The 13,702-nt window shown below is 35.3% G+C and carries 10 protein-coding genes; 2 read left to right on the forward strand and 8 right to left on the reverse strand.

Features of this window, described 5'->3' with window-relative positions:
- The first annotated feature begins 260 nt into the window (after positions 1–260).
- On the forward strand, positions 261–416 hold the full coding sequence (locus ABID42_RS23165) for a recombinase family protein (protein WP_367285683.1): 156 nt from the start codon (positions 261–263) through the stop codon (positions 414–416).
- Between the two features lie 239 nt (positions 417–655).
- On the opposite strand, the gene ABID42_RS23170 is transcribed toward ABID42_RS23165, so the two are convergent.
- The 5 genes from ABID42_RS23170 to ABID42_RS23190 all read right to left on the reverse strand — a co-directional run bounded on the left by ABID42_RS23170 (position 656) and on the right by ABID42_RS23190 (position 6,980).
- Complete coding sequence (locus tag ABID42_RS23170) at positions 656–1,327, reverse strand: helix-turn-helix transcriptional regulator (protein ID WP_367285684.1); 672 nt, start codon at positions 1,325–1,327, stop codon at positions 656–658.
- 677 nt (positions 1,328–2,004) lie between these two features.
- On the reverse strand, positions 2,005–2,778 hold the full coding sequence (locus ABID42_RS23175) for a hypothetical protein (protein WP_367285685.1): 774 nt from the start codon (positions 2,776–2,778) through the stop codon (positions 2,005–2,007).
- A 62-nt stretch (positions 2,779–2,840) separates the two neighbouring features.
- Positions 2,841–3,578, reverse strand: a complete 738-nt coding sequence (locus ABID42_RS23180; RefSeq protein WP_309922182.1) for a ParA family protein — start codon at positions 3,576–3,578, stop codon at positions 2,841–2,843.
- 19 nt (positions 3,579–3,597) lie between these two features.
- Positions 3,598–4,767, reverse strand: coding sequence for a replication initiation protein (locus tag ABID42_RS23185; RefSeq protein WP_367285686.1), 1,170 nt, complete (start codon positions 4,765–4,767; stop codon positions 3,598–3,600).
- A gap of 566 nt (positions 4,768–5,333) precedes the next feature.
- Positions 5,334–6,980, reverse strand: coding sequence for an RNA-binding domain-containing protein (locus ABID42_RS23190; RefSeq protein WP_367285687.1), 1,647 nt, complete (start codon positions 6,978–6,980; stop codon positions 5,334–5,336).
- Positions 6,981–7,828: 848 nt separating this feature from the next.
- Here ABID42_RS23190 and ABID42_RS23195 point away from each other — a divergent pair.
- Complete coding sequence (locus ABID42_RS23195; RefSeq protein ID WP_367285688.1) at positions 7,829–7,990, forward strand: hypothetical protein; 162 nt, start codon at positions 7,829–7,831, stop codon at positions 7,988–7,990.
- A 23-nt stretch (positions 7,991–8,013) separates the two neighbouring features.
- Here the strand turns inward: ABID42_RS23195 and ABID42_RS23200 are convergent, their stop codons facing one another.
- The 3 genes from ABID42_RS23200 to ABID42_RS23210 all read right to left on the reverse strand — a co-directional run.
- On the reverse strand, positions 8,014–9,396 hold the full coding sequence (locus tag ABID42_RS23200; protein WP_367285689.1) for a RagB/SusD family nutrient uptake outer membrane protein: 1,383 nt from the start codon (positions 9,394–9,396) through the stop codon (positions 8,014–8,016).
- A gap of 36 nt (positions 9,397–9,432) precedes the next feature.
- On the reverse strand, positions 9,433–12,669 hold the full coding sequence (locus tag ABID42_RS23205; protein ID WP_367285690.1) for a SusC/RagA family TonB-linked outer membrane protein: 3,237 nt from the start codon (positions 12,667–12,669) through the stop codon (positions 9,433–9,435).
- Positions 12,670–12,707: 38 nt separating this feature from the next.
- Positions 12,708–13,702, reverse strand: a 995-nt coding sequence (locus ABID42_RS23210; RefSeq protein ID WP_367285691.1) for a hypothetical protein, incomplete at its 5' end; no start/stop codon positions are given.

Below are 13,702 nucleotides of genomic sequence, written 5' to 3' on the forward strand. Positions count from 1 at the left end.
TTGTCAAACTATCTAATTTTTTTCCCTTTTGCTTATAAGAGTAAACTTTCCCTCATATAAAAATGCTAATTTTCAAATGCTGAATTATTCGACATATATTGCTATTATTAAACATTTTATTTCAAAAAATTAATATTAATGCCTATTCATCGAATAGATTAAGTGATGGCAATAAACACTCCATATTTAAGGGTATCAACCATTGACCAAGACCTTGAAAAAACAAAGCTCAAATTTTACTTTTAGCTAATAACAAAAATTTGGGTAAAGTTGAATTCGTTGAAGAGAAAGTGTCGGGAAGAGTAAATTGGAGGGAAAGAAAAATAGGAGAAATTATCAACCAACTTTCTCAAGGAGATACAGTATTACTAAGTGAGTTTTCTCGTTTGGGAATGATTATGCTTGAGTGTATGTAGATTATTGCTATTGTGACTCAAAAAGGCATTAAAATGTACATCGTAAAGGTGAATCGCAATGGTTTTTGCAATGGTAGCAGAAATTGAAAGAGACTTGATAAGCATAAAGTTGAAATGAAGCTTTGCTCAAAAATGGTTCAACTAAAAAATTAATTGCTAAACGCTACGGAACATCTGAATCTAATTTATTTTATTCAAAAAATTAATTAGATTCAGGCAAAATATCCTACTAGAAAAGCCTAAACACTTCTAAATCGTATATAATCATGTGCAAAGGATGTAAGTCTTCGCTTATTCTTAATCCCTAATTTTAGGGATATATTGCTCTTATGCTTTCGGACTGTGAAAACGCTGATATGAAGTTTATTAGCAATTTCAAATTCTGACTTAGCTTCTAACAATAAAGTCCAAATATCTATCTCTCTATCTGTAAGTAAATTTATTTCTTCATCTTTTCTAAACATATCCCCTGAAATATTCTCATAAAGCTGATTAATTGAATTATTTTGATATGTGACTTCCTTTCTCATGAATATAAGTTGCAGATAAAGTATGAACTCATTTTTACTTACTCCATGATAAATAACACTAGTAATTTTTAACAATGATTTGTCAGGAAAATTACGAATAACAAGATAATTTCTTGCGTAAAGTATTACTCTTGTAGCTAGGTTATTACTTTTAAGAAAATCAGATAAAATATTTTCAACACTAGCGAAAGTAATTGGATCGGTTAGTAAAAAATCTGGTTTATAATTTAATAAATCACTTAAAAGTACTTTCCCTTTACTTGAAAAGTGGGATACATCAAAAAAAACATTTGATTCATATTTAAACGATGCTATAAACTCAGCCGTGAGTTTATCTTCTAGTGCTATTATTAAATTAGGAGAAGAATTAACATTATTCATTATTTGAATAGAATTATTAAATGGAAATATAAGGTTTTAGTGCAAAAATTAATACATAAAAACAAAGATATAGAATATCGTTTTGAGCATCCTTAAAAAAGTAAAATATTTTATAGATAAATTTAAACTTAATAGCCATTAGTTCAAAACAATATAAAAGTGCCTGCACGCCTATTTATATATACATAATCTCCATCTTCACTATCGAACATAGTGAAGATGGACAAAAATGACGATTATCACTTTTTAAACTAATTTGATAATAAGATTACGGTTAGTATCCAAAAACACCTTCTTTATTACAAAAACATGCGGAAAATAATCTTTCATCAAACTGATTGATAAATTATCTCTAACTTCCTTATTACATTCAAAAGCAGAATATTTAAAGAGTAAAAAATAACGTTTTTTGTGTACAGTGCAAAACGTTATTTTTTCTTTTTTTTTGTGTACAAGCGTTTACAAGGCCGTACACACTCATGTTTACATTTGTACACATTTGTTTAACAGACAGTTAAGCCTATTTCTCGTGCTATTGAAAAAAAAAAACTATATGTAAAATACCTGTATAAATTTGAGCATACTGCTAAATAACCTAAGATTAGACATATCTCTCTACAACAACACATAATATTGTATAAAACCTTATTCTTATATGGAGAACTCTAAAACATTTATCAAGCCTTACGTATCAAACCCAACTCCTCGGCCTGTCCCAAAGAAATATATGCTTTGTATGTTTCAGTAATTTCAGAAGAATCTTGATTTAGTGATTGCCAAACCGAAACTAAATCGTTTTCTATCAAAAAATCTCCTTTGATTTCAACTAAAATTTGGTCTAGTTTGGCTTTCTTTACTTTCTCTCGTATTTGTTTTACTAAACCTTTTCTCTCCACTATTTCAGGCGATACCTCTATGACATTATTTTCTAGTCCCTTTGCAATATTATCAATCATCTTTGCAGTAATAACTTTTCCAGATGATTGATTTTTTTCTAATGCTTTTTCCCACACTTCACTTCTAAATTCTTCTGGAACTTTACTCAAAGCGGCAGCATGAGATTCTTTTGTAGGAACAATAATTGACACTTGACTATCTTGCTCATTTTTGTCGGAAATTTCCGACAAAGTATTTACGACAGCTGCTGCATCCATTAATTCATAGGCTCTTTGTCTTTTTAGATTCCATCTATCTCGGCAATAGCCTTCAAATGTTGTGAATTTATCTCTGTATAATTTATTATTTCTAATTTCAAAAAGAGCATTTCCAACCTCAACAAAGGTATTTAAACCTTTCTCTATAACCGACTCACACAATGACAATCTATCTAGTTCAATTATGTTCAAAGCTGAAAGAGTTGTCGTTTCTTCTACCTGCGGGACAATATCTGTTAACAGTGATTCGCTATGCAAATCTCTTAATAAATCATTACTAAAGCTTTTCTTTGCCATTTTTATGCTCAATTAAACTACTAAAATTTCTACCTCTTTTATTTTCACAGAAAGCTTCCCTCCTATTGATTGAGTACTTCTTCACAAAGTACCATATAATCACTCGCTCCTCTTGATTCAGGTGCATATTCGAAGATACTTTGGGCAAATGCTGTACATTCCATCAAAGATACATCTTGACGAATGTTAGATTTATAAAGTTTAATGTCGGAATTTTCCGACAATTTTGTGTAAATCATCTGACTGAATTTTGTTCGCATATCAAATTTATTCAACAGAATTCCACCTAATTGAATATTTGGGTTCATTCGCTTTCTGATTTTAGCACATAATTGCAAAATTTCATCTAAACCAACATAAGCAAAGTTTTCTCCTTGAATGGGTACAATAAAATAATCACTTGCCACAAGTGCATTTACTGTCAAAGAACCCAAACTTGGTGGACAGTCAATCAAAACGTAATCATAATCTTTTCCTTCAAGTTGTTCTTGTAAAAAATAACCAGAGTCTGGTTCCATATTAATTCTATACTCAAAACTCAAAAGTAATCTACTCGATGGTAAAATATCCATCTTATCTTTTTTAATCAAGGTTTGTTCAAACGTTGACTCTCCTACTAGTAATTCCCCTATGTGATTAGCGTTATTCTTGACTCCTAAGGCAATACTAAGGTTGCATTGTGCATCTAGGTCAATCAAGAGCACCTTGAAGCCTTTATGAGCCAAAGCTGCCCCTAAATTCAGCGTGGTGGTGGTCTTCCCTGTTCCGCCTTTATTATTGGTAATTGAAAATACTTTCATATAATTTTTATACTAGTCTTTATTTAATTAAATACTCCTCACCATTTACAAGTTCTAATCTAAACCCTTCTACCAATAAAGTAGCCACATAAGTATCAAAATCTTCTGCTGGTGCTACTCCCCTTTTTAACATTGCCATAAATCCTTCTTCCTGCTCTTTTACCTTTAATTTAACAACTGGCTGGCTGGTTTCTTTACTTTTTGTTGAAATTGGTTGCTTATATATTTTATCATTTTTCTGGCTAATATATGTTTCCATTAAATGTTGTTTAGTAATGGCAGAGTAAATAGCACCTGAAAGCGACTTAATACTTCCTTTAGATTTTTTATCTTTTAATTCTTTAATAACATAATAAATGTAATCTTCATCTATTTTTCCACTATTGAGCATTTCGCTAATTTCTTGCATAGAATTTAGACTCACACCAATTTCAGATAGCAAACTCTGAAGATGATTCGGTAAATTCAACTCTTCTTCCATTGGTAACGAAAGTTGCCTGTTGATGACAAACTCCACTTGTTTTACCGATCGCCCTTCCTTGATTTCGTTAAAAGAAAAAGCCATATCTGTTTGGGTTAACTCACGCTGCGAAACCAGTAATACCCATTTTTTAAAATCATAAAAATTAGGATACTGTCCTTCAATGCCCATCATTGTTTTCAAATCATCAACCTTTAAGCTAAAGGTATTTGAATTATAAGAAAATGACTTCAGTAACCAGTAAATTCGATATGAATAATAACTACGCAATTGAAGAAGTACTTTGATTTCTGCAACAGTAAAGTTTCCTTTCAATTGTAAAAGATAGGGCTTTACAAAGCTATTTAACTGAGCAACAATAAAACCAGAGCCATCTTTATAACGACAAGTAGCCATCAGCGGGTCACTGATAATTTCACGTTTGCCATTATGGTCAACAGTCTCAACTGTAATAACTTTACTTGATAGTTTAATGACAGCTTCTTTAACATCTTGATATGCTTTTCCTCCATCAACATTGGAGGAAACTTCTGAAATAGGAATTCTGCATAAAGAAAAATCTGTGTCGCCTTTATTGATGCGACCTAATAAAGCAATGAATAGGCGAGTTTCCATCAACGACATATTGAATCTGGCTTTTACTAACTCATTGTGTTGCGCAACTGTTATATCTGATTCTAGAATTGTAGGTTTCTTTTGCTGTCTCATAGGTTCAAAAATAATATTTTATTACGAGAAAACACAAATCTACTCGCAATAAAATATTATATATTTTATTGACGGGGTTTTCCTCGTAGTTCATACGAATACAATCACTAGAAATACCAAAAACAATCATCTATGACCTTTGAAAATTAAGCATTTAAAAACTGACGGGGTTTTCCTCGTAGTTGACGGGGTTTTCCTCGTAGTTGACGGGGTTTTCCTCGTAATTGACGGGGTTTTTCTCGTAGTTAGACGGGGTTTTTCTCGTAGTTAACGGGGTTTTTCTCGTAGTTAGACGGGGTTTTTCTCGTAGTTAGAGTTCACAATATACTGAATTACAATAACTTACGAGTAAAAATTTATACAATAGTATAATAGTATTAATAATAGTATAACTACTAATATTAGTTAGGTTTTTATTTTTTTTAAATGTAAATAATTAAAATAAATGCTGACGGGGTTTTTCTCGTAGTTAGATTTTGGACAGCTTTATAAAATGAGCCAAATAGGAGGGAGTAAATACAAAGATAAGTTACTATGTAAAATAGAATACAATTTACATAGTAACTTCAAACATTGTGATTATTGATAAATAAACTTTTACCTTTTGATGTGGTAAAATACTTTTGATGTTTACTTGTTGGCTTGTCAGGTTGTGTTCGTTCAATAAGTCCTTTACTTATCATTGGTTCCAAGTATTGATGAAAATTCTTCGATTGTTTACTTAGGGAAATATGTTGTAGAATTTCTACCTTCGATTTCGCTATAACACAATATTTCAATACCTCTAGCATTCGTATCAATACTGATTTTTTGATAGTTTGCTCTGGCATAAATAACTCATTATCTAGCCTTTGAAGAGTATATTCTTGAACTTCCTTTTTCTGAACATCTTGGTTACTTTTCTGAACATCTTGGTTACTTTCTGGCTTATCTTGGTTACTTTGGACTGTTGTTAAAGGAATAAAATCTGGATGAACAGGAATAGTAACGATAAAAAAACGTCTATCTACTCCATCTGTATCAAAGTAAGCAGGTTGTGAACCATTGTTTTCAAGTGCCTTTCTAATAGTTGGAATCCCTGTACCTTTACCTTCTGTTAGTCGAAGTTCTTTTAAGTATTCGCCAATACGCCTATTTCTGTAGCGTCTTGCACGAATAACGCCATTATTAAGATCATCTTTACGAATAGATGGGTCAGTGCCTCCATAACTAATAATTTCAAGGCAGTCAGGAAGAATTCGTATTTCTATGGGTTCTCTAATCTCATAATTTTTATGATAAACAGCATTAGCTAAAGCTTCTTCTATCGCAGCAAATGGATAATTATGAAAAGATTTTGCGATGGCTTCTCCCTTTATCTTTACCGTTTTTGATTTGATAACCTGATTTTTGATGTAATTTGATACATCAACTAATTGCTGTTGAATAGGCCCATCAAAATTCTTTTCAATGAAGCTTTCACCCGCTAAACCATTAGGGAATTCAGTAAGATTAATAGTAGTAGCTGGAAAGAATTTCTCAGGATGCGGATTAAACATCATTAAAGCTACATTTTTTGGCAACACGTACTCGTCTGATCCTTCAACCAAATTCATTTGACGACATAGTTCTAAATGTGAAATCCTAAACGATTCTTCGTAAAGCCGACTATTAATACCGTTGAGGTGCTGTTGTATCAAAATAGAGGAAATATCAGCGATACTTGCTCTGTGGTTTACTCTATCGTCAAAAGGAATGTTAGCTGTTAAATTGATTAGCTCTCTGCGTTCATCAGTATTGGCTTGCACTGTACTTGAAAACCGACGAATGAAAAAAGCGTATTCTTTTTGATTACTAAGTACATCTTTGGGTACTTCATAAGGACGATTACTACCAGCATTCACCCAAATTAGTAATACATGTTTTCCATCAATTTCTTCAAGTGATAATTTAGGGAAATAGGCAGGACGAATTAAATTACAAAAACCAAGCATTTGCTTTTGCACTTTGTCGAAGTCCTCTGTTGGAAAACCATAAACTGGACGCTTGGGCATACCGTTTTCTTCTTCGATACCTACAACAATATATCCACTTCCTAAATTTTCAAAATCATTAGCAAATGCTCCAACAGTTCGCATGATAGCAGTTGGATTCCAACTTTTTTTAAATTCTAATCGTTCTGATTCTACTGTTTTACCTTGTAGAATGGTGGATATATTTAAGGGTATCGACATGTTTTAATATTTTTTAGCAGTATCGGAAAAATACAAAATATTATGTACTAATATACAGCCGTCTAAGCTTAACATAACTGTAAAGTTAGAACATATATTCTACATAAAAAAAATGAATGTTTAGTCAGAAAATACCTAAGACATCAAAGAATAACATTTGGAAGGAACAATCAGTAAGTAGGAGGGAGAAGAGTTTTAATGAAGTAAGAATAGCGTAAATACTGAGAGAATATAGTTGGTGGTATGTGTAAACCTTGTAGCTACTAAGCTAGAAAAAAGGGCTTGGATAGTTGTTTAATTAACAGCTAATTTAACTGCTTTATCCCCTAAAATTGAGATGATTATATGATATTTATACGAATTCGAGCAAAAAGATTCATAATGTAAAATTTATGTCAAATTAGTATAAGATTAGTGTAAAAAAGATAGTTAATATAAAATTAATGAATAATTAGTATAAAATTAGTATAAGATTAAGGAATTGAGATAGGAGTATTGATTTAGTAAAGGGTTAAATACTTTTTTACTACTTGAGTAGTGAAGCAAGATGGAGATTATGTATACATAAACTACCGTGCAAGCACTTTTTGAGGAAGGAATAATTTTACACATCAACCTAAAATATCAAAACCAATGGAAGTAAAGAAGCCATAACAATCAGGACGATTTAGATTAGAAGACGCCTTAGCAGGTGTTATTCCAGCTAGGTTCACCTAGACATAATTTGAAGAGATTAAACAAAAAGAAAAGGCTTAAAAATATCAAGAGTAGCCTACATTCGTTAGATTATACTCAAGTGGAAGGTTCAAAGTGTATTTACCGAAGAAGAGCAAAACGCTAAAAAACAATTGATAGGTATTGCTAATAACCTCAATCAACTTTTAAAACTTTCGCATATTCATAGCATAGAGAAAATGATAAAGCAAGTAAATCTACCGCTAGGGAATATTGTTAAAATATTAGATAAGTACAATCATGGGGTTCGACTAAAAAATATCCGGTGCTTCTAAAATTGAAGCACCGGATATTACATTTATCTAGCATTCTGAGTAATACCGCCCAGATTAATCACATTGTCAGGGATAGGCCATGTATATAAATGCTCTTGCTCAGGGGATAATTCATATCTTTTATTACCGAGTACTCTAACAATCGTTTTTGCATAAGCAGCTTCTGTTCTTAACCTTCTTAGGTCACTCCATCTTACTCCTCTAAATATTAGACTCTTACGTCTTTCATTTAAAATTTCCGTCAGGATATTTTTAGTGTTCTCCATCGTTTTAGCTTGATAAGCCCCTTTTTGATAGCGATGAATTAGTAAGTTATTAAGACCTTTCAGCGCATCATCATGATTCCCCAATCGCTCATTACATTCTGCTCTAATGAGATAAACCTCATCAAGGGCAGGAAAAGGATTGTAGGTGGCATAACCATTGTAGGTACCTTTAAAAACATGGTATCCATTTGATGCTGAAAAATAAGTAGCAACTCTTAAATCTCCAGCTTTGTAGGAGCGTAATAATGTTGTATCTATTTTCAGGAAAGAAGCAAATGTCTGCGTCCTAATCATGGCATCAAGCAAAGGTTGCTCAGTATTTCCACGAGCATACAGGGGAAAAGGGAAATTTAAATTACTATTTACCTCACTATAGGATATTAATACATCCGAGATAGCTAAACACTTTTCCGCCTGCTCTTTGGCCAGTGCATATTCTTTCATTTGCAAATAAGTTCTAGCCAGTAGCGCATACACCGCTTGCTTAGAAGGACGAGTTTTCTCCTCAGGAATGGCAGGAAGCAAGGATACAGATTCAGTAAGATCCTGTACAATTTGTCTGTAAGTATCTTCAATACTCGCTCTTACATTGAGCTGATTGATGTCGGAAGACAATCTAATCGGAATTCCCATTTTTTGATTAGCTGTCTCCTTTTGATAATCGTCACAGAAAATCTGAGCCAATTGGAAAAACTGCCATGCCCTCCAAAACAAGGCAGTTCCCTTTATCCTGTTCCATTGCACCTCATTTTTGTGATTTCGTTCAAGCTTAGTAATGCTTTCCAACACAACATTGGCATAGAGAATTTTCTGATAGGCATTATTCCATCCAGGACACTGCTGCCCTTCGTAGATGTCTTTAGCCCATACATAGCCATTTTTTTGATAAGGGTTGGTCAGTGAATTCCAATCTGTTTCATTCAAATAATAATCATCCGTCCCAATTTCACCCATGATTAATACAGCATTAGCATTGAGCAAAGTAGTATTGTCCATTAAAGCATCTAAGTCTTTTAAGGTAGTCGGCACAGCCAGCTTACGATTAGGTTCAATTTCTAGGAAATCCCCATAGCAGGAAGTCATCAAGAGACAGCATACAGAATAGCCTAGACCATATAGGATTGAATATATCTTTTTCATGTTGTTAAGTTGTTATTTTTTTTAAGCTTTCAAGTTTTAAATGTCAATTTTAAATCCCAAAGAATAAGTTCTGACTTGAGGATAATCTGAGGTCGGGAAATCAGGGTCTAAGCCTTGTTTATTGGCACGCCACAGTATCCCAACATTATTGAGATACATGAAAACCGATACATTGCTTAGTCCCAATTTAGTAGCAGAGAGCTTGTAACTAAGATTAATGTCTTTTAACCTTAGATGCGCTCCGTTTTCAATCAGCCTTTCATTACTTAAATAAATATTATCACGAGTAGTATTGGCAGTAAGCGTAACTGCTGGAACAGCAGTCTGTAATTCATCCCCAGGAGATTTCCATCTTGCTTCATAATCCCGATGCCCCCCGCCATAATTAATCAGATTGGAATAGTTGATACTACTTCTTCTAAACTGATAGCCAGTTTTATAAACCACATTAACACTAGCACTCAATCCTTTCCAAGTAACAATATTTCGGATACTGCCAAAAAATACCGGCACAGTAACCCCCATTTCCTTGAGATTTGCTTGCTGTAATGAAGCCCAGTAAGCCGCATAGTTTTCACTCAGCGCACCATCAACACCCGCTTTATTATCATACACCTGCATAGCACCAGTGGTAGGATTTAGCCCATACCAAGGCAACGCATAGAGTATATCCACAGATTTACCCTGAGAGGCAGGCGCACGCCCAGCGTTGGAGGCAGGAAGAAAAGAAAGCAAAGTAGGCGCTTCCGCTGCATTGTATTTGGTTACCTTGTTTTGTGTCCATGAAGCCATTAGTACCGTTGACCATTTAAACTTACCCGTAGTAATAGCCCCATTGATTTCAATATCTGCACCTTTGGTGAGCAGATTGGCATAATTGATTCGGTTGTCAATGGTATATAAACCAGAAGCAGATTGGAAAATACCCGTCGTAGGATCCAGAAAATCATAACCTATCAGGTCTATCCCAGCTTTTTCATAATACTCCAGACTTCCTCTTATCCTGTTATGAAAGAAAGAAAAATCAGTAGCCATGTTCCAGACCACTACTTTTTCCCAGCGTAAATTAGGATTGCCGGTAGTGGTTATACGTGCATAAGGATAATTAGTAATGACACCAGATGAAAGAGAAATATTGGGAAGCGCACTTACCTGCTTATTGATATTTCCATTGACCCCATACGTAGCCCTTAATTTTAATAAGTCAATTTGCTCAACATTTGGCATCCACTCCTCTTTTACATTCCAAAGAAAACCCACTGACCAGAGGGGAACACCCTTTTGGTTAGTGGCTACGCCAAAAATATTCGAAGCATCCCAGCGACCACTGAGAGAAAGCGTATACTTCTTATCGTAAGTATAAGCCAGATTAGCAAAGTAAGAGAGATAACGGTCAGTCAAATACCCAATATCGTTGACAGGAGAAGGTATTCTTCCCGAGGAAATAGGGCGTAATTGATAACTCGTCTCATAATTGAGATAAGGAGCACTGGTGAGTATTTGGTCATCATAACCATATAGCAAGTACCCTGGTCCAGATTGAGAGCGGTCTTGTCTGACTTCTGCCCCCGCCAAGGCATCCAATTGGTGCAGATGGTGCAGAGGCTGAAAGAAGCCACTATAATTGAGCTGTACTCTTCCATAATGACTATTGCCACTGGTTTGATTCCCCGATAAAATTCCACCTACAGGAATTACACTAGTGCCATTCGCTTGGGTAAATCGGTTCACAAGATCTCTGACGTAATAGGTTTGTGGAGCGTAATATTGGCGTGATGCTCCTTGAGCAAGACGAAACTGATATTTTACTTCCAAGGCTAGATCTGGAATCAGTGCATAACGAATACCTGCATTGATCCTTGTTTCATTATTTTTGGAAGTTTTATCAGAAAGAGCAAGTTCATCAAGGGGATTGTATTGCCAGTTAAGTAATCCTTGAGATTCCGCAGCAGCGATATAAGTCTGGCGGTATTTATAAGGAATATAAGTCGGCATTCCAGAATCATCTCTAAGACTTGTATAAGACTGAATGGCACCACCCTCCCGAGGAATAAGGTCAGTTCTCTCCAGTCCGTTATTGCTAAAATGCTGGAGGGCATAATACAGACCAGTAAAGAGTTCTAGTTTTTGACTTAACTTGTAGGTAAACTGATTATTGAGGGTTATTCTGGAAGAACTAAACCCGACGTTCCCAGAAAGATTTTTGTCAAAGCCAAGAGAAGTAATATATTTCAGGCTATTATTCCCCCCTGAAATATTGAGCGCATATTGCTGATTCAGACTCTTTTGATAAAGATTGGAGAGCATCTCTTTCCTGATGTCCTTCGTGGCTAGTATTTTCAATTGCCGCTCCATTTCTTCAGCTGAAAGCTTTCCTTCTTGTCTAGCAATCTGTATCTCAATCGCCTCAGGCAGTAATGTCCAGTTATTTTGCTGAAAACCACCCTGTTGAAATCGCAATCGCTGAAAATCAATCAATTCCTGTGAAGCCAAGAAGTTAGGATTATAGAATAGATTTGGCTTTTCCCCAACAGTGAAATTAGACTGAAGGCTAATGGAAGTTTTTTGATTGTATTTGCCTTGTTTAGTATTAATTACGATAACCCCATTTCCTGCCCGAACACCCCAAATGGATGCCGCAGCGGCATCTTTCAGGATTGTAATATCCGCTATATCATTCGGATTGATACTATTAATGTCTCCCTCATAGGGAAAGTTATCTACCACGATTAACGGTGCAGTGTCGGAGAAGATGCTACTCACCCCTCTGATTCTAAGCTCTGAGGTGGTTCCTTTGGGTGTTACAGTGCTTCTGTAGAACTGAAGAGCAGGCGTAACCCCCTCTAAGCGACTGATGATGTCGGGGCTTACGCTCCTGTTAATTAGCTCATTGCTAAGGTGGGTGAAAGAACCAGTGGCACGCTCCCGACTGATTTTAGCATATCCCGTAGAAACGACCACTTCATCAAGGGCAAAGGATTCCCTGTTCATCAATAGACTGGCAGGTAATGAATGGCTATTGTCAACAAGAAGGACTATGGTACTAAAACCGATACTTGAAATGACAAGGGTATCAGCTGGGTACTTACTCAGTATCTCAAAAGAACCGTTGGCATCCGTGATGGTACCAGTAGCAGCCCTCAACAGCCTGACAGAGGCTCCTTGTATCGGGCGTGAATCTGTAGCATCCAGTACCCTGCTTTTTAATCGTTGGGCATAAAGCATGGCGCAATTTCCCATTAATAACATGAACATTAAGAAGAGTTTTTTCATTAGCTTGAAGATTAAGGGATAAGGATTAGATGAATGAATTAAAGGTTTGCATATTTCACGATGATGACGGGTATTTCCTGCTGCTGTAATACCAAATCGAGCCCAATCTTATTAAGCTCCTGTTTGATAGCTTGGATGGTCAAGTTTGCTTTGTTTAGCCGAATGGATACATTTTGTTTAGCGGTAGTCTTATCAATGATAGGATATGGCTGTTGTGCCAGTACAGCGATGATGTAATTAGAGAGTTGTTCAATGGGTTGGTTCTCCATCACAAAGTAGTTCTCAGCCTTTAAGTTAGAAGAGACAGGATTAGAAAAGCCAACAACAGATGATGGACTATCTCGATTGATAATCGCATAACAAGGCAATTTCTTTTTTCCCAAGACGGCGATGATTCCCTTTTCAAGCTTGAAATAGCGGTTGATATCTTGTTCCATCAACTCATAGAGTGCTTCTCTTGAAATATTCAGGGAAGAGTCAATGGCTAGTTCGTAAGAGTAGGAATGTTCTTTTAGCCATTGATAGTAGGTTAGGTCATTTTCATAAATACCTGTTTTCTGCCTATGTGTGCCAATCAATTCTTCTTTGAGTGAATCACTTATCTCCCAAACGATTCTATTAAATCTACCAGCATAAGGTATATCGAGTCTGTACATTTCATAAATAAGGCTACGGAATGGTACATTATAAGCCCGAATATTAGTAGCACTTCTGGTGATTCCTCCGATATTGACGTTGATACGTTTGGAGAGTAGAGACCGTATTCGGGTATCCTTTAGACTACCACCATTTCCATCCAGAAAGAGGGGAATATCACGGTTAAAACTGACAGGAGGAGTGATTTGTGAGAGTACAAAAGCCTCTCCGTTTAATGCACGGTGTAGGTTATAGGTATTGGTATATTCTAAGGCAGCAGACGCTCCGAAAAACACGCCATTTCTAATCCATATTTGATGAGGGATACCTGTATGGGGAAAATACCTTTTTAGTAAAGTGTCTTCCACTACAGTAGGGAGGCTCCAGCCCCTTTTAC

It is taken from the genome of Arcicella rosea (assembly GCF_040543805.1).
GTDB classification, from domain to species: domain Bacteria; phylum Bacteroidota; class Bacteroidia; order Cytophagales; family Spirosomataceae; genus Arcicella; species Arcicella rosea.